The sequence below is a fragment of the Variovorax paradoxus genome (assembly GCF_022009635.1).
Taxonomy (GTDB): domain Bacteria; phylum Pseudomonadota; class Gammaproteobacteria; order Burkholderiales; family Burkholderiaceae_C; genus Variovorax.
Window position 1 is genome coordinate 6,348,654 of sequence record NZ_CP091716.1, and the last position, 17,907, is coordinate 6,366,560.

The 17,907-nt window shown below is 68.3% G+C and carries 12 protein-coding genes; 4 read left to right on the plus strand and 8 right to left on the minus strand.

The window, feature by feature from the left end; all coding sequences use genetic code 11:
- Positions 1-58 precede the first annotated feature (58 nt).
- The gene (locus L3V85_RS29655; RefSeq protein ID WP_237676203.1) at positions 59-628 is read left to right on the plus strand and encodes a TetR/AcrR family transcriptional regulator; all 570 of its coding nucleotides are present in this window, start codon (positions 59-61) and stop codon (positions 626-628) included.
- On the opposite strand, the gene L3V85_RS29660 is transcribed toward L3V85_RS29655, so the two are convergent.
- From L3V85_RS29660 to L3V85_RS29680, 5 genes are all read right to left on the minus strand, one after another.
- A complete protein-coding gene (locus tag L3V85_RS29660) occupies positions 615-1,598 on the minus strand; it encodes a Bug family tripartite tricarboxylate transporter substrate binding protein (protein ID WP_237676204.1) in 984 nt (327 codons plus the stop codon). The two genes, L3V85_RS29655 and L3V85_RS29660, sit on opposite strands and share 14 nt — an antisense overlap.
- A gap of 142 nt (positions 1,599-1,740) precedes the next feature.
- Positions 1,741-2,781 carry a histone deacetylase family protein gene (locus tag L3V85_RS29665; protein ID WP_237676205.1) on the minus strand — a complete coding sequence of 347 codons (1,041 nt, stop codon included), beginning with the start codon at positions 2,779-2,781 and terminating at the stop codon, positions 1,741-1,743.
- Between the two features lie 36 nt (positions 2,782-2,817).
- Positions 2,818-3,867, minus strand: coding sequence for an ornithine cyclodeaminase (locus tag L3V85_RS29670; RefSeq protein ID WP_237676206.1), 1,050 nt, complete (start codon positions 3,865-3,867; stop codon positions 2,818-2,820).
- Between the two features lie 143 nt (positions 3,868-4,010).
- Positions 4,011-5,219 (minus strand): amidohydrolase, encoded by a 1,209-nt coding sequence (locus tag L3V85_RS29675; RefSeq protein ID WP_237676207.1) that lies wholly within the window; start codon positions 5,217-5,219, stop codon positions 4,011-4,013.
- An 11-nt stretch (positions 5,220-5,230) separates the two neighbouring features.
- Positions 5,231-6,217: a Bug family tripartite tricarboxylate transporter substrate binding protein gene (locus L3V85_RS29680; protein WP_237676208.1), complete on the minus strand. Its 987-nt coding sequence runs from the start codon at positions 6,215-6,217 to the stop codon at positions 5,231-5,233.
- A 107-nt stretch (positions 6,218-6,324) separates the two neighbouring features.
- On the opposite strand from L3V85_RS29680, the gene L3V85_RS29685 reads away from it, so the two are divergent.
- Positions 6,325-7,281, plus strand: a complete 957-nt coding sequence (locus L3V85_RS29685; protein WP_237676209.1) for a LysR family transcriptional regulator — start codon at positions 6,325-6,327, stop codon at positions 7,279-7,281.
- Positions 7,282-7,288: 7 nt separating this feature from the next.
- Here the strand turns inward: L3V85_RS29685 and uvrA are convergent, their stop codons facing one another.
- Positions 7,289-13,132, minus strand: coding sequence for an excinuclease ABC subunit UvrA (gene uvrA / locus L3V85_RS29690; protein WP_237680682.1), 5,844 nt, complete (start codon positions 13,130-13,132; stop codon positions 7,289-7,291).
- Between the two features lie 186 nt (positions 13,133-13,318).
- Here uvrA and L3V85_RS29695 point away from each other — a divergent pair, with 186 nt between their 5' ends.
- Together L3V85_RS29695 and L3V85_RS29700 are read left to right on the plus strand one after the other, a co-directional pair.
- Entirely contained in the window at positions 13,319-14,431 is a 1,113-nt protein-coding gene (locus L3V85_RS29695; RefSeq protein WP_237676210.1) for an ABC transporter substrate-binding protein, read from the plus strand.
- Positions 14,432-14,614: 183 nt separating this feature from the next.
- The gene (locus L3V85_RS29700; protein WP_237676211.1) at positions 14,615-15,727 is read left to right on the plus strand and encodes an ABC transporter substrate-binding protein; all 1,113 of its coding nucleotides are present in this window, start codon (positions 14,615-14,617) and stop codon (positions 15,725-15,727) included.
- Between the two features lie 114 nt (positions 15,728-15,841).
- On the opposite strand, the gene L3V85_RS29705 is transcribed toward L3V85_RS29700, so the two are convergent.
- The gene (locus L3V85_RS29705) at positions 15,842-15,991 is read right to left on the minus strand and encodes a hypothetical protein (protein ID WP_172839900.1); all 150 of its coding nucleotides are present in this window, start codon (positions 15,989-15,991) and stop codon (positions 15,842-15,844) included.
- 131 nt (positions 15,992-16,122) lie between these two features.
- Positions 16,123-17,817, minus strand: coding sequence for an MFS transporter (locus L3V85_RS29710; RefSeq protein WP_237676212.1), 1,695 nt, complete (start codon positions 17,815-17,817; stop codon positions 16,123-16,125).
- Positions 17,818-17,907: the final 90 nt, after the last annotated feature.

A 17,907-nucleotide genomic window follows, 5' to 3' on the forward strand; every position in this document is an offset into this window, starting at 1 on the left:
TTGTGATTCTAGACCTGGGAATCCTCTAAAGCAAATATCTTTGCGTTAAAGTCCGGACATGAACGACATCACCCTTCCCAACAAGCGTCCCGGTGGCCGCAGCGCGCAGGTGCAGGCGCTGGTGCGCACCGCGCTGGAAGAACTGGTGGCCGAGCAGGGCCGCGAGCGCGTCACCGTGCCGGCCGTGGCCGAGCGCGCCGGCGTCAGCGCGTCGAGCATCTACCGCCGCTGGGGCGACCTGCAGGGGCTGCTGGCCGAGACGGCCACCCACCGCCTGGACCCGAACCGCCCGCTGCCGAACACCGGCACCCTGCGCCAAGACCTGGAAGCCTGGGCGCGCGAACTCATCGGGCACCTGGCCAAGCCGTGCAATACCTCGTTGCTGAAAGCCGCGGCCGCGCTGGCCAACGGCGATTCGGACACCGACTGCCTGCGCAACCGCCGCAAGGAAGCGCTGGCGCTGGTCGAGCAGGCACACGCACGCGGCGAGCGCGCGCCCGAGCCGCAGCAGGTGATCGATCACCTGATCGCGCCGATCGTGTTCCGGCTGGTGTTCGGGGGCGATCCGGTGAAGCCGGAATTGGCGGGGCGGCTGGTGGACGAGCTGTTCGCGCTCAGTTCGTCTTGACTTCCTTCGCCAGCCCCAGTTTCTCGATCACCACCTTCTCCCGCACCACCGTGTCCTGCGCGAACTTGGTGTAGGTGGCCGAGCTCATGTAGTTCGGCAGCATGTCGTAGCGGCCCAGCGCGGCCACGTAGCTGGGTTCTTCCATCGCCTGCTTGAAGGCGTCATGCAGCTTCTTCACCACCTCGGGCGGCGTGCCCTTGGGCGCGCCGATGCCGAAGGGCGAGTTCTGCACCACGTCGTAGCCCAGCTCCTTCAGCGTGGGCGCGTCGGGGAACTTGGCCAGGCGCTTGTCGCCCCAGGTGTTGAGCACGCGCAGCTTGCCGGCCTCGACCTGCGGCGCGAAGCCGGTGCTGTCGGCGGCGGCCATCAGCTGGCCGCTGACCACCGCGAGCATCAGGTCGGCGCTGCCCTTGTAGGGCACGTGCTGCAGTTCGATGCCGGCCTTCTGCGCGACGATCTCGGTGGTCAGGTGCGGGCTGGTCAGCGTGCCGGTCGAACCGTAGGTGAGCTTCCCGGGGTTGGCCTTGGCGTAGGCGACGAAGTCGGCCCAGGTCTTGAACGGACTGTCGGCCGGCACCACGATGCCGAAGGCATAGCCGGTGACGTTCAGCACGTACGTGATGTCCTTCAGCGGGTCCCAGTTGATCTTGGTGGTGTAGCCCAGGCGGAACACGCCCAGCGGGATCTGCGCGACGGTGTAGCCGTCGGGCTGCGCGGTCTGCAGCGCCTGCGCGGGCAGCGTGCCGCCGGCGCCGGGCTTGTTGTCGATGATCACCGGCTGGCCGAGGATCTTGCTCGCGTTGTCGGCGAGCTGGCGCATGGTGATGTCGGTCGGGCCGCCCGCCGGGAAGGCGATGACCAGCTTGACCGGCTTGGTGGGAAAGCCCTGCGCGAAAGCCGCCAGGGGAGAGGCGAGGCCGCACGCGGCAACGAGCGAGGCGGCACTGAGAAAAGTGGAGCGGCGGAGCATGGCTGACTGGATCCTGACTTGGAAAAGCGCCGATTGGGCCCCGCCAGGTCTGCGAAGGCAATCGGGACTGCCCTGATTTCCCGCGCGCCGAGGGGAGATTCGGGCGATCCGAGTCGCCTGCGCGTCAGCCAGCCAGCGGCGGCTACGCCTGCTCGAAGCCTTCGAGCACGTTCACCGCGTTCACGCCCACTTCAGCCACCGCATAACCGCCCTCGAACACGAACACCGTCGGCAGCCCGGCGCGCGCCAGGTCTTCGCCCATGCGCAGGTAGTCGTCGCTCTTGAGCTTGAAGCCCGAGATCGGGTCGCCCTCGAAGGTGTCGACACCGAGCGAGACCACCAGCGCGCCGGCCTTCACCTCGGCGATGCGTGCCAGCGCGGTCTTCAGCGCCGCGCGCCATGTCGGAAAGTCCGTGCCGCGCGACAGCGGCAGGTTGTGGTTGAAGCCCTCGCCCCTGCCCGCGCCGCGTTCGTCGGCGTGGCCCAGGTAGTAGGGGTAGTCGGTCAGCGGGTCGCCGTGCAGGCTCGCGAAGTGCACGTCGTCGCGCTCGTAGAAGATGGCCTGCGTGCCGTTGCCGTGGTGGTAGTCCACGTCGAGCACCGCCACGCGCTCCACGCCCGCATCGCGCAGTGCCTGCGCGGCGACGGCGGCGTTGTTGACGAAGCAGTAGCCGCCGAAGAAATCGGCGCCCGCATGGTGGCCCGGCGGCCGCGTGAGAGCAAAGGCCGCGCGCTGCCCGCCGATGACGCGTTGCGCCGCCGTCCACGCGCAGGCGGCACCATGCCGCGCCGCCGACCAGCTGCCCGCCATCAGCGGCGTGCCGGCGTCGAAAGAGAACAGCCCCATGCGCGCAGGGAAGCTCTTGGGCAGCACGTCGGTGCGCATGCCGCGCGTGGGCCAGTACGACGGCAGCGCGTCGCGCGACACGTTGGACGGGTCCAGCGCCACCCACTCGTCCCATGCATGCGCGATGAAGTCCAGGTAGCGCGGCGCGTGCACCCTGGCCAGCAGCGCTTCGTCGAAGGCATCTGGCGCCTGCAGCCTGCCGACGCCGCGGCGCTCCAGTTCATGCCTCACATGGTCGACGCGGGCGGGCACCTCGAAGCACGGCACGAGCTCGCCGCGGAACATCTCGACTTTGCCCTGGTGAAGAACGTGCTGGTCGTTGTAGATGGTGAGCATGGACAGGAACAGGAGCGGCAGTGGCGAAGCCGCCCATCATGCCGCACGCCGCAGCACCGCCCGGCGCCGGCCGGAGGCCGTGAGGCCGAACAGGTCCTTCGGGTCGTCGAGTTCGGGCACCAGCGCGATCTGCTGGCCGATGCCGCGTTCGGTGGCGATGCGCTGGATGTAGCGCAGCGCCGTGTAGTCCTCCAGCGCGAAGCCGACCGAATCGAACAGCGTGACCTGCGCCGGGCTCTCGCGGCCGGGCACTTCGCCCAGCAGCACGCGCCACAGCTCGTGCACCGGAAAGTCGGCCGCCACCTGCTGGATCTCGCCTTCGACGCGGGTCTGCGGCTCGTATTCGACGAACACGCGCGCCTTGCGCAGCACGTCGGGGTGCAGCTCGGTCTTGCCGGGCGAGTCGCCGCCCACGGCATTGATGTGCATGCCGGGCTCGATCATGTCGGGCGTGAGCACGGTCGCGCGGCCCTGGTAGGCGGTGACGGTGGTGACGATGTCGGCGCCGCGCACCGCGTCGGCCACGGAGCGCGCGCGCACGATGTCCAGCAGCGTGCAGGCCGACAGGTGGCGCACCAGCTTGTCGGTGGCGTGCGGGTCGGTGTCGAACACGCGCACTTCCTCGATGCCCAGCAGCGCATGGAAGGCCAGCGCCTGGAACTCGCTCTGCGAGCCGTTGCCGATCAGCGCGAGGCTGCGCGAATCGGGCCGCGCCAGCGCCTTCGCGGCCATTGCGGATGTGGCGGCCGTGCGCAGCGCGGTGGTGAACGTGAGCTCCGACAGCAGCACGGGGTAGCCCGTGTCCACTTCGGCCAGCACGCCGAAGGCCATGACCGTGGGCAGCCCGACCTGCGTGTTGTGCGGATGCCCGTTGACGTACTTGAAGGCGTAGGCGCCGTCGTCGGCCACCGGCATCAGCTCGATCACGCCGAGGTGCGAATGGCTGGCCACGCGCGCCTTCTTGTCGAACTCCCGCCACCGGAGGAAGTCGTCTCGCAATGCGTCGGCCAGGGCCTCGAGGAATTGCGGAACGCCGGTCTCGTCCACCAGGCGAACGAGGCTGTGAACATCGATGAAGCGGGTCATGACATGGCTCCTTGCGTGGCCCACGGCACGGCGCTTCACCCCTTCACATGGTCTCCACCATGGCTGATTCAGGATGCGCCTGCGCCAAGGGTTGAAGCCATTGTGCGCCGGTTTCGACAACCTTGGCGAGACCCTCTAAAGGCCTATGCGTTCAGGTGGAAGGGCGCGTTCGCGAACAGCTGCACGCCATGCAGCAGCGCGTCTTCGTCGAAGTCGAAATGCGGATGGTGATGCGGATGCACGATGCCCTTGGCCGCGCTGCGCGCACCCACGAACACATAGGCGCCCGGCGCATGCTTCAGGAAGGCGCTGAAGTCCTCGCTGTTCGGCAGGGGCCGGATCGGCTGCAGCGCCGCCGTCGCAATGCCCTGCCGCACCACCGCGCGCATGCGCTCGGCCACGGCCGGGTCATTGACCACCGGGCTGTAGCCGCGGATGTATTCCAGCTCGCAGGTAGCGCCGTGCGCCGCGGCCACGCCATTGGCGATGCGCTCCACCAGCGCGGGCACGCCGGCGCGCACCTGGTCGCTGAAGCAGCGCACCGAGCCCCACAGCTCCACTGCATCGGGGATCACGTTGAAGGCGCTGCCGCCGTCGAAGCGGGTGACCGACAGAATCAGCGCCTCGTGCGGATCGGTGTTGCGCGAGACCACGGCCTGCAGGTTGCCGACGATCTGCGCGCCGATCATGATCGGGTCGATGCAGCGGTCGGGGTTGGCCGCATGGCCGCCGCGCCCGCGCAGGCGCAGCACGAAGCGGTCGGAACTGGCCAGCGCCGGGCCGTCGAGCACCGCGATGCTGCCGGTGTCCAGCGTCGACATGACGTGCGCCGAAATCACCTGGTCGACGCCCTGCATCACGCCCGCGTCCACCATCTGCTGCGCGCCGCCCGGATGCTGCTCCTCCGCATGTTGGAAGAAGAAGCGCACCTCGCCCGGCACCTGCGCGCGCAGGCCGGCCAGGATGCGCGCCGCGCCGAGCAGCATCGCCGCGTGGCCGTCATGGCCGCAGGCGTGCATGACGTTGGCGTTGCCCGAGGCGTAGTCGCAGCTCTTCTGGTCCTGCAGCGGCAGCGCATCGATGTCGGCGCGCATCGCCAACGTGCGCCCTTGCCTGCCGCCGGCCAGCCGCGCGAGCAGGCTGGTGGGCGTGGGGCGGCTCACCTCGATGCCGTCGATGGCCGCGAGCTCGCGTTCGAGGAAATTGGCGGTGTCCACCTCCTTGAACGACAGCTCGGGGTGGCGGTGCATATGGCGCCGCCATGCCACGACCTCGGCATGCTGGCGCTGCGATTGCGCATCGACGGTTTCGGCGATGGCGGAAAGCGAAAGGGGCGTGCTGGATGCGTTCATGGTTCTGTCGCTCATTCGGGACTGATGCCTGCGGCCTGGACGATGCGGCGGTTGCGCGCCAGCCCGCTTTCGATCTGCGCGCGGAATGCCTCCGGTGTGCCGCCGATCGCATCCACGCCCAGTTCCTTCAGGCGCGCCAGCAGCGCCGGGTCGCGCAGAGCGGCCACTGCCGCGTCGTGCAGCTTCTTCTGGATGGCGGTCGGCGTCTTCACGGGCGCCACCAGCCCGAACCAGGTCATCGCAAGCTCGTTGAGGTCGGGCTGGCCGAGTTCCTTCAGCGTCGGCACCGAAGGCAGCGCTTCCAGCCGCTTCGAGGCGCCCACGGCAAAGGGCAGCAGCTTGCCGCTCTTGATGTACGAGGCCGACGAGGGGTACTGGTCGCTCGACACCTGGGTCTCGCCCGCCAGCGCCGCCGTCAGGGCCGGGCCCATGCCGCGGTAGGGAATGTGGCGCAGCTTGAACTTCAGGTCGGTGTTCATCGCCTCGATCAGAAGGTGGCTGATGGAGCCGGGGCCCGACGAGCCCATGTTGTAGGTGTCGGGCTTGGCGCGCACCTCGGCCACCACCTGCTCGAAGCTGCGGCCCGGGAACGACGGATGCACCATGAACACCGCGGGCACGGTCGCCAGCACGGTGATCGGCGCCAGGTCTTTCAGCGGATCGACGCGGTTTGCCTTCAGCATGACCGGGTTCACCGTCAGCGTGCTCACGGTGCCGATGCCGACGGTGTAGCCGTCCGCGTCGGCGCGGGCCACGGCCTCGGAGCCGATCATGCCGCCGCCTCCCGCGCGGTTGTCCACGATCACCGGCTGGCCCAGCGTGGCCTGCATCTTGTCGGCCACCAGACGGGCCACGAGGTCGGTCGAGCCGCCGGGCGCGAACGGCACGATCAGCTTGACCGGGCGCTGCGGATAGCCGTCCTGCGCAAGGGCGGGAAGCGCGAAAAGGCCCAGCATGGCCGCTGTGAGGGCCGCGAGCCGGCGACGAGAGAACTGCATGGCGTGGATGTCCGTGGGAGCCGAAAAGTGGCCGGATTATGTTGACGCCATCGATCGGCTTCCAATAGATTCATCGGCTCTGCGATAAGCAAATCCAATACCCAAAGATGCCCACGGTCACGCCCGCCTCGTCCGTCCTCTATGCCCGGCTGGTCGCCAAGGGGCGGCTGCGGCATCTGCAGTTGCTGGTGTCGATCGCCGATTCGGGCGGCGTGCGGCGCGCGGCCGAACAGATCGGCATGAGCCAGCCCGCCGCCACGCAGGCGCTGGCCGACATCGAAAGCCTGCTCGGCACGCCGCTGTTCGAGCGCCATGTGCGCGGCATGCGGCTCACGGCCGTGGGGCGGGCCGTGGTTCCGATGGCGCGCAACACGCTGAGCGCCCTGCGCGCCTCCGCCGACACGGTGCATGCGCTGCAGGCCGGCGCGGGCGGCGTGCTGCGCGTGGGCGCGATCCCGGCGGCCGTCTCGGGCCTGCTGTGCCGGATGCTGCCGTCGTTCAGCGCGCGCCACCCCGACCTGCGCATCGAAGTGGTGGAAGCCACCGGCGAGCAGCTGATGGCCGACGTGATGTCGGGCCGCGTGGACATGGCGCTGTGCCGCCGCCCGGCGGAAATGCCCGCGCCCTGCAGCTTCGAGGCGCTGGCGCCCGACGTACCGTGGATCGTCGCGGGCCGTCGCCACCCGCTGGCGCGCAAGGCGAAGCCGACGCTGGCCGACCTGCGCGCCGCGCATTGGGCATTGCCGGTCCACGGCATCGGCGTGCGCGACATCTTCGATGCGCTGTTCGAAGCGCCCGACGCGCCGAAGCCCGCGCTTCATTCGATCTCGAGCACCTCGCTGCCGCTGGTGCTCGAAATACTGCGCGGCGACCGCGTGCTGTCGATGGTGCCGCGCAGCCTGATTGCGCCGTTCGTGCAATGGGGCCTGGTCGCGCGCGTGGCCTTCGAACTCGACAGCGAGTTCGAAGGCATCGGCGCATTGCAGGGCCCCGAGAGCGACAGACCGGCCGTGGCCGCCTGCCTCGAAGCGCTGCGCGAGGCGGCCCGATCGGAAGCCGCCTGAAGAGCGGTCAGCGCGCCAGCACCGGTGCCAGCGCCACGCCGGTGTGGGTGCCCAGGCGCACAACTTCTTCCGGCGGCGCCGCCGCGACGATGCGCCCGCCCGCGTTGCCGCCTTCCGGCCCCAGGTCGATGATCCAGTCGGCCTCGGCGATCAGGTCGAGGTCGTGCTCGATCACCACCACGCTGTGGCCGCCGTTCACCAGCCGGTGCAGCACGTGGATCAGCTTCTCGACGTCGGCCATGTGCAGGCCCACGGTCGGCTCGTCGAGCACGTACAGCGTGTGCGGCGCCTTCTGCCCGCGGCGGGTGATGTCGTCGCGCACCTTGCTGAGTTCGGTCACCAGCTTGATGCGCTGCGCCTCGCCGCCCGACAGCGTGGGCGAGGGCTGCCCCAGCGTGAGGTAGCCCAGACCCACGTCCTTCAGCAACTGCAGCGGATGCGCGATGTTGGGCATGCTCGCGAAGAACTCGACAGCCTCGTCGACTTCCATCTTCAGCACGTCGCCGATGCTCTTGCCGCGCCAGCTCACCGCCAACGTCTCGGGGTTGAAGCGCGCGCCGTGGCACACCTCGCAGGGCACCTTCACGTCGGGCAGGAAGCTCATCTCGATAGTGCGCACGCCCGCGCCTTCGCAGCCCGGGCAGCGGCCTTCGCCGGTGTTGAAGCTGAAGCGCGCCGGGCCGTACCCGCGCGCCTTGGCTTCGAGCGTGTCGGCGAAGAGCTTGCGGATGGTGTCCCAGAAGCCGATGTAGGTGGCCGGACAGCTGCGCGGCGTCTTGCCGATGGGCGTCTGGTCGACTTCGAGTACGCGGTCGATGGTCTCGTAGCCGTCTACCTTCCTGCAGCCGGCCCACGCCGGGCGCTTGCCGGCGGCGTCGGCGTCGCGGCCCGCCTTGGTCATGCGCTGCACCACGATGCCCTGCACGCTGGCCAGCAGCACGTCGCGCGCGAGCGTGGACTTGCCCGAGCCGCTGACGCCGGTGACCACCACCAGGCGGTGCAGCGGCAGCGTGGCCGTCAGGTCCTGCAGGTTGTGCAGGTCGGCGCCGTGCACGGTGAGCCATTCGCCGTTGTCCTCGGCCTGCGGGTCGGGCGACGGGATCGAACGGCGCGCCTGCAGCGGGTGCCGGATGGCATCGCGCAGGTAGCGGCCGGTCTGCGAATCGCCGGCATTCTGGATGTCGGCCACCGTGCCCTCGGCCACCAGGCGGCCGCCGCGCTTGCCCGCGCTCGGACCGATGTCGATGATGTGGTCGGCGCGGCGGATGGTGTCCTCGTCGTGCTCCACCACCACCAGCGTGTTGCCCTTCTCGCCCAGCTTGTGCAGCGCGTTCAGCAGGATCTGGTTGTCGCGCGCATGCAGGCCGATGGTCGGCTCGTCGAGCACGTAGCACACGCCCTGCAGGTTGCTGCCGAGCTGCGCAGCCAGGCGGATGCGCTGCGCCTCGCCGCCCGAAAGCGTGGGCGCGCCGCGGTCGAGCGTGAGGTAGCCCAGGCCCACCTCCTCGAGAAACTCGAGCCGGCTCTTGATCTCGGGCACCAGGTCGCGCGCGATCTCGGCTTCGCGGCCGGTGAGCGCGAGCCCTTCGAACCACTGGCGCACCTCGGTCACGCTCATGCGCGCGAGTTCGGTGATCCCGATGCCGCCCGACCCGTTGGCCAGCGACGCGCCGAAGCTCACCGCGCGCGCCGTGGCGTTCAGCCGCGTGCCCTCGCAGGTCGGGCACGCCACGTCGGCCAGGTCTTCCACCTCGGGTTCGGCGAAGGTCTGCTCGCGGCCCTTGTTGTCGTCGTCGCGCACGGAGTCGTCGAACACCTTGCGCTGGTCCTTGCTGAGCTTGACGCCGGTGCCCACGCAATCGGGGCACCAGCCGTGCTTGCTGTTGTAGCTGAACAGGCGCGGATCGAGTTCGGCGTAGCTGGTGCTGCACACCGGGCAGGCGCGCAGCGTGGAGAACACGTGCACGCGGCCGATGCCGGCGGCGGACACGCCCGCCATCATCGCGGCGCGCAGGCCGTCGAGTTCGCTCAGCACATGCACCACGCCCTTGCCGTGCTCGAGCGCCTTGGTCAGCGCCTCGCGCAGTTCGGTTTCCTTCGAGGGCAGCACGTCGAGGCTGGCCACCGGCAGCTCGATGCTGTGCTCCTTGAAGCGGTCGATGCGCGGAAAGCCGGTGGTCGGCAGAAAGTCGCCGTCCACGCGCAGGTGGGTGAAGCCGCGCGGGCGCGCCCAGTCGGCCAGCTCGGTGTACACGCCCTTGCGGTTGCTCACCAACGGCGCGAGCAGGCCGATGTGCTGGCCCTTGAAGTTGCGCATGAGCTGCGCGGCGATGCTGTCGGGCGTCTGCGGCTGGACGGCGGCGCCGTCGTGAATGCAGTGCTGGATGCCCAGCTTCACGTACAAGAGGCGCAGGAAGTGCCACACCTCGGTGGTGGTGCCCACCGTGCTCTTGCGGCCGCCGCGCGACAGGCGCTGCTCGATGGCCACGGTCGGCGGAATGCCGTACACCGCGTCCACCTCGGGCCGGCCCGCGGGCTGCACGATGCTGCGCGCATAGGCGTTGAGCGATTCCAGATAGCGCCGCTGGCCTTCGTTGAACAGGATGTCGAAGGCCAGCGTCGACTTGCCCGAGCCGCTCACGCCCGTCACCACGCTGAACTTGCCGCGCGGAATGTCGACGCTGAGGTTCTTCAGGTTGTGTTCGCGCGCATTGACGATCTGCACCGCGTCGCTGCCCGGCGCCTTCTTGGCGTTGGCGATGTAGCGGCGCGCGGCGCGCTCGGCCACCTTGTAGGCGTCGGGTCCGATGGCGAGTTCGTAGTCGGCCAGCGCGGCGCCGGTGAGCGAGGCGCGGTTCTCGCGCAGCTGCTCGGGCGTGCCTTCGGCCACCACCTGGCCGCCGCCCTCGCCGCCTTCGGGGCCGAGGTCGATGAGCCAGTCGCTCGCGCGGATCACGTCGAGGTTGTGCTCGATCACGATCAGCGAATGGCCGGCCTCGAGCAGCTTGCGCAGCGCGCGCATGAGCCGCGCGATGTCGTCGAAGTGCAGGCCGGTGGTCGGCTCGTCGAACAGGAACAGCGTGCCCTTGCGCGCCACCGATTGCTTGCTCGCGGTCGCGCCCTTCGCGGCCTCGGCCAGGAAGCCCGCGAGCTTCAGGCGCTGCGCCTCGCCGCCGGAAAGCGTGGGCACGGGCTGGCCGAGCTTGACGTAGTCCAGGCCCACGTCGGAGATGGGCTGCAGCACGCGCAGCACGTCGCGGTCGGCCTCGAACACGGCCGCGGCCTCGGCCACGGTGAGGTCGAGCACGTCAGCCACGTTGTAGCTCTTGCCCTTGCGCTCCACGCGCACTTCGAGGATCTCGGGACGGTAGCGCTTGCCGTCGCAGTCGGGGCAGCGCAGGTACACATCGGACAGGAACTGCATCTCGACGTGCTCGAAGCCCGAGCCGCCGCAGGTCGGGCAGCGACCGTCGCCGGAATTGAAGCTGAACTTGCTCGCGGTGTAGCCGCGCTGGCGCGACAGCGCCGCGGTGGCGAAAATTTCGCGGATGGCGTCCCACGCGCCCACGTAGCTCGCGGGGTTGGAGCGCGCGGTCTTGCCGATGGGCGACTGGTCGACGAACACCACGTCGCCCAGGTGGTCAGCGCCGAGCATGCGGTCGTGCGCGCCGGGCGTTTCGGTGGCCTTGCCGAAGTGGCGCATGAGCGCGGGCGCCAGCACGTCCTGTATCAGCGTGGACTTGCCCGAGCCGCTCACGCCGGTGACGCACACCAGCCGCGCCAGCGGAAAGTCGACCGTGATGTTCTTCAGGTTGTGCTCGCGCACGCCCTCGAGGATGAGCCGGTGCGTGTTCTCGCTCACCAGCCGCTTGAAGCCCATGCCGATCTTCTTGCGCCCGCCCAGGTACTGGCCGGTGAGCGTGTCGGCGTCGCGCAGCTGGTCGGTGGTGCCGTCGAACACGATCTGCCCGCCGCGCGCGCCGGGGCCGGGGCCCATGTCGATCACGCGGTCGGCGGCCAGCATCACGGCCGGATCGTGCTCGACCACCACCAGCGTGTTGCCGGCGTCGCGCAGGCGCAGCATGGCTTCGGTGATGCGGTTCATGTCGCGCGGATGCAGGCCGATGCTGGGCTCGTCGAGCACGAACAGCGTGTTGACCAGCGAGGTGCCGAGCGCGGTGGTGAGGTTGATGCGCTGCACCTCGCCGCCGGAGAGCGTGCGGCTCTGGCGGTCGAGCGTGAGGTAGCCGATGCCTACGTCGTGGAGGTAGCGCAGGCGGGTGGTGATTTCTTCGAAGAGGAGCTTAAGGGCCTGGGCCTCGCCCTGTCTTGCTCCTTCCCCCGCTGGGGGAAGGTTGGGATGGGGGCTCTCGGCCTCATTCGAGGCAGCCGGACTTGCAAGCGCCGCCTGCCCTCCCCCAGCGAGGGAGGGAGCCATTCCCTGGCCCATGCGGTCGAAAAACTTCCGCAGCCGCTCAATGGGCAACAGCATCAGGTCATGCAGGCAAAGCCCCGGCAGCGCCTCGAGCTGCGCGCGCGTCCACTTCGCGCCGGTCGGCATGAAGCGCTTCTCGGGCGGCAGCACCGCGTCGGCGTCTTCCTTGCTGCCGATGCGCCAGATCAGGCTGTCGAGCTTCAGGCGCGCGCCGCTGCAGGTCGGGCACTGGGTGTAGCTGCGGTACTTGGACAAGAGCACGCGGATGTGCATCTTGTAGGCCTTGCTCTCCAGGTAGGCGAAGAAGCGGCGAACGCCGTACCACTGCTTGTTCCAGTTGCCTTCCTTGTAGTTGGGCGTGCCCTCGATCACCCAGTGCTTCTGCTCGTCGGTGAGCTTGTTCCAGGGCGTGTCGCGCGGAATGCCGGCCGTCTCCGCGTGGCGCATGAGGTCGTCCTGCGCCTCTTTCCATGCGGGCGTCTGGATGGTCTTGATGGCGCCCGCGCGCAGCGTGAGCTTGTCGTTCGGAATCACCAGGCCCAGGTCGACGCCGATCACGCGGCCGAAGCCGCGGCAGGTGTCGCAGGCGCCCACGGCCGAGTTGAACGAGAACATCGAAGGGATCGGGTCGGCGTAGCGGATGTCGCTCTCGGGGCAATGCAGGCCGGTCGAAAACTTCCAGACGTCTGTCGGTGCGTTCTCTTCGGCACCCGTGGCATGCACCGTGACGCGCCCGCTGCCGCGCTTGAGCGCGACCTCGATGGCCTCGACCACGCGCGAACGCTCGGCGCTCGAGGCGCGGAACCGGTCCGCCACCACGTCGAGCACCTTGCGCGGCCCGGTGGGCGTGGCCACTTCGCGCTCCGACTGCACGCGCGTGAAGCCGCTGGCCGACAGCCACTGCGTGACTTCCTCGGCCGTGGTGCTCGCGGGCAGTTCGACCGGGAAGGTGACGACCAGGCGCGGATCGCCCGCGGCGGCCGCGCGCTCGGCGATCTGCGCGTAGATGCTGTCGGGCGAATCGTGCCGCACCGGCAGCGCGGTCTCGCGGTCGAACAGGTCGGCCGCGCGTGCGAAGAGCAGCTTCAGGTGGTCGTTCAGCTCGGTCATGGTGCCGACCGTGGAGCGCGAGGAACGCACCGGGTTGGTCTGGTCGATGGCGATGGCGGGCGGCACGCCCTCCACCTTGTCGACCGCCGGCTTGTCCATGCGGTCCAGGAACTGGCGGGCGTAGGCGGAGAAGGTCTCCACGTAGCGCCGCTGTCCTTCGGCATAGAGGGTGTCGAACACGAGGCTCGACTTGCCCGAGCCGCTCGGCCCGGTGACCACGGTCATCTCGCCGGTGCGGATGTCGAGATCGAGGTTCTGGAGATTGTGCTGGCGCGCGCCGCGAATCCGGATGGAGCCCTGTGTCATGAATGCCTTGAGGGGTGGGGCAAACATTCTAGGGAGAGCTCCGTGACGGCTTTGCGCAGTACGTCACAAGAACGGTGCTTGCGCAGGGGTTTGTCCGAATGGAGTTGGCGACACTTTCGGAAACAAATACGACGTTTGTTTGCGTCACCCGCCGCATCGCTTCCCGCACCGACCCGAAAGGTTTCCATGACAAAGACGCGCATGCTTTGCGCCGCCGCCCTGCTGGCTTTCAGCGCCGTCGGCGCATCGGCCCAGCTCCTGATCGGCCAGACCGCCGGCATGACCGGTTCGGTCGCCGCGAGCGTGAACGAGACCATCGGCGGCGCGCAGCTGGTGATCGACGCGGTCAACGCACAGGGCGGCCTCTACGGAGAGAAGATCGAAGTGCTGCGCATGGACGACGGCTTCGATGTGAAGCGCGCCAGCGACAACGCCCGCACGCTGATCGAGGACAAGAAGGTGCTCGCACTCTTCATGAGCCGCGGCACGCCGCATTCGCAGGCCATCATCCCGTGGCTCGACAAGTACGACGTGGCGCTCGTCGGCCCCTCGACCGGCGCGATGGTGCTGCACAAGCCGCTGCAAAAGCATGTGTTCAACGTGCGCGCCACTTACCAGCGCGAGGCCGAGAAGGCGGTGCAGCACCTGCTGACCATCGGCCTCACGCGCATCGCGGTGGTGTACGTGACCGACTCGTTCGGGCAGGACGCCCTCGAAGGCGCGATGACCGGCTTCACCAAGGGCAAGGCCAAGCCGACCGCCACCATTCCGGCCGACCGCGACAAGCCCGACTACAAGGTCATCGTGCCGGCCATCAAGGAAGCCAACGCACAGGCCGTGGTGTGGATCGGCTCCGGCGTGGCCGTGGTCGACGGCATCAAGGCGCTGCGCGCGGCGGGCTCGGCGGCGCAGGTGGTCACGCTGTCGAACAACGCCTCGTCGGGCTTCATCAAGCAGCTGGGCGATGCGAGCAAGGGCGTGATCGTGACGCAGGTGTTCCCGAACGAACGTTCGCTGGGCCAGCCGATGGTGAAGGAAGCGCTGACGCTGGCGCAGGCCAAGGGCCAGTCGGAACTGTCGCCAGCGGCGCTCGAAGGCTTCGCGTCGGCCAAGGTGCTGGTCGAGGCGCTGCGCCGCGCCGGCCCCAAGCCCACGCGCGCCAAGGTGATCGCCGCGCTGGAAAGCATCAAGGGCTTCGACCTGGGCGGCGGACTGGACGTGAGCTACTCGCCGCAGGACCACAGCGGCATCGACTTCGCGGACCTGTCGATCATCAGCGACGGTCGCTTCAAGCGCTGAGTTCCGGCCACTGGAGCCCCGAAGACGACAAACGGCCCGCCGGCCCACCCGGCGGGCCGTTTGCTTTCGGGCGTCTGGAAACCTTGGTTTGACAGGGTTTCCATGCGATGGCGGATGACACTTTCAGCAACACATTACACACCTGCTGACAGCGACATCCACTTCGTGGAAAGGCTTTGCTCGATGAAGAAGACGTTCACGTCCTGCGCCGTTGCGTTTCTCCTGGCCACGGGAGCGCCCGCCGTTTCGGCCCAGATACTGATCGGCCAGTCGGCCGACCTGTCGGGGCCGGTCGCGGCCAGCGTGAAGGAAACCATCATGGGTTCGCAGCTGGTCATCGACGCGGTCAACGCGCAGGGCGGCATCAACGGCGAGCAGATCGAAGTCATCCGCATGGACGACGGGCTCGACGCCAAGCGCTCGCTGGAGAACACCCGCGTGCTCATCGAAGACAAGAAGGTGGTGGCGCTGCTGCTGAACCGCGGCACGCCCAACACGCTCGCGGTGATCCCGCTGCTCGACAAGTACGGCGTGGCGCTGGTCGGGCCGTCGACCGGCGCGATGGCGCTGCACAAGCCGCTGCAGAAGAACATCTTCAACGTGCGCTCGACCTACCAGCGCGAGGCCGAGAAGGCCGTGCAGCACTTGCAGACCACCGGCATCCAGCGCATTGCCGTGGTGCAGGCCGACGACTCCTTCGGCAAGGACGCGATGGAAGGCGCGAACAAGGGCTTCGAGAAGGCCGGGCTGAAGCCGGTGGTGGTCGCGCTGGCCGACCGCAACAAGCCCGACTACGGCGCCATCGTGCCGCAGCTCACCAAGTCGAACGCGCAGGCGGTGCTGTGGATCGGCTCGGGCACTGCCGTGACCGACGGCATCAAGGCGCTGCGCGCCGCGGGCTCGGCGGCGCAGATCATCACGCTGTCGAACAACGCGGCCTCGGGCTTCATCAAGGAACTGGGCTCGGCCAGCGCGGGCGTGATCATCACGCAGGTGCTGCCGTACGAACGCGCAATGGGCCATCCGCTGATCAAGGAAGCCGCGACGCTCGCCAAGGCGAAGGGCCAGAACGAACTGTCGCCCGCGCTGCTCGAGGGCTTCGTCGCCACCAAGGTGATGGTGGAGGCGCTGCGCCGCACGGGGCCCAAGCCCACGCGCGCCAAGCTCATCGCCACGCTCAACAACTTCCAGTACGACCTGGGACCGGGGCTGGACATCAGCTACTCGCCGACGGACCACACGGGCATCGAATACGTCGACCTGTCGATCGTGAGCGACGGCCGCTTCAAGCGGTAAGGCTCGCCCCCAGGCTTCGCGCGCTTCGTGTCGCTTCGCCTTCCCCCTACCGGGGGCAACACCTGCGGCCCGGCAAAGCCGGTTCCGCGGTGTTCCCGCATGAGACCGCTGGGCTTACTTCGGCGCGGCGGCCGGCGCGGGCTCGTGCGTGGTGGTGTCGCCGCCGTGCTTCTCGCCGGACATGTCGACCTTGTCGCCGGCCTTGGAAATCACGAACAGCGCGAGGGCGGCAAAGGCGATGAAGCCGACGACGATTTTCCACATGGGTCTTGTCTCCTGATGAAAACGGGGATGAAGGGAACGAAAGGAAAAGGCTCAAGAAAAAGGCTTCATGCGACTGGCATGAAGCCTCTTTGTTGAACGGAGGGCATTGCGCCCTCCTGGCATGCGGCGACTCAGTCGTTGGCGTAGATGTCCACGTCCTTCGTTTCGCGGATGAACAGCGTGCCGATCACCAGCGTGATGCCCGCGATGATGATCGGGTACCAGAGGCCGTTGTACATGTTGCCGGTGGAAGCCACGATGGCGAAGGCGGTGGTCGGCAGCAGGCCGCCGAACCAGCCGTTGCCGATGTGGTACGGCAGGCTCATCGAGGTGTAGCGGATGCGCGTGGGGAACAGCTCGACCAGCATCGCGGCGATCGGGCCGTAGACCATGGTCACTAGCAGCACCAGCCAGAACAGCAGCACCACGGTGAGCACCTTGTTCATCTTCGCGGGGTCGGCCTTGGCCGGGTAGCCCGCGATCTTCAGGTCTTCGGCCACGCCCTTCTTGAAGGCGGCGATTTCCTTGGCGGAGTTTTCGTCGAACTTGAGATTCACCACGTTGCCGATGGGCGCCTCGACGCTCTTGTCGCCGATCTTCACCACGGCCTTGGAGCCCGGCGCGCCGGCCACGTTCTCATAGCTCACCGAGTTCTGCACCAGGTAGCGCTTGGCGATGTCGCACGAGCTCTTGAAGTCGATCTCGCGGGCCACCGGGTTGCCCTGGAACGAGCAGGTCGCCGGGTCGGCCGTCACCGTCACGCCGGCCGTGGCCTGCGCGCGGGCCAGGTCGGGGTTGGCGGCTTCGGTCAGCATCTTGAAGACCGGGAAGTAGGTGACCACGGCCAGCAGGCAGCCGGCCATGATGATCGGCTTGCGGCCGATCTTGTCGGACAGCGTACCGAAGATCACGAAGAAGGGCGTGCCCAGCAGCAGCGCCGCGGCGATCATCAGGTTGGCCGTGGTCGCATCGACCTTCAGCTGTGCCGTCAGGAAGAACAGCGCATAGAACTGGCCCGAATACCAGACCACCGCCTGGCCGGCCGTCAGGCCCACCAGCGCCAGGATCACGATCTTCAGGTTCTTCCACTGGCCGAAGGACTCGGACAGCGGCGCCTTCGAGGTCTTGCCCTCGGCCTTCATCTTCTGGAAGGCGGGCGACTCCGACAGCGTCAGGCGGATCCACACCGAGATGCCCAGCAGCAGGATCGACACCAGGAACGGAATGCGCCAGCCCCAGTCGTTGAACGCCGCTTCGCCCATGCCTTCGCGCACGCCCAGGATCACCAGCAGGCTCAGGAACAGGCCGAGCGTGGCGGTGGTCTGGATCCACGAGGTGTAGGCGCCGCGCTTGCCGTGCGGCGCGTGCTCGGCCACATAGGTGGCGGCACCGCCGTACTCGCCGCCCAGGGCCAGGCCCTGCAGCATGCGCAGCGCGATCAGGATCACCGGCGCCGCGACGCCGATGGTCGCGTAGCTGGGCAGCAGGCCGACGATGAAGGTCGACAGGCCCATGATCAGGATGGTCACCAGGAAGGTGTACTTGCGCCCGATCATGTCGCCCAGTCGGCCGAACACGATGGCGCCGAACGGACGCACCAGGAAGCCGGCGGCAAACGCCAGCAGCGCGAAGATGAAGGCCGCGCCCGCATCCAGGCCGCTGAAGAACTGCTTGGCGATGATCGCGGCCAGCGAGCCGTAGAGGTAGAAGTCGTACCACTCGAACACGGTGCCGAGCGACGAGGCGAAGATGACCTTCTTCTCCTCTGCTGACATGGGCCGGGGGGCCGGATGCGGCACTCCCCGTGAATCTAGTGTGGCTGCCATTTGTCGTCTCCTGTGTGTATGCGTCCATGCGGTTCCCCGATTGCGGGGACCGTGGAGGCATTCTTGGAGGCGCGACTGACCCGAGGCTTT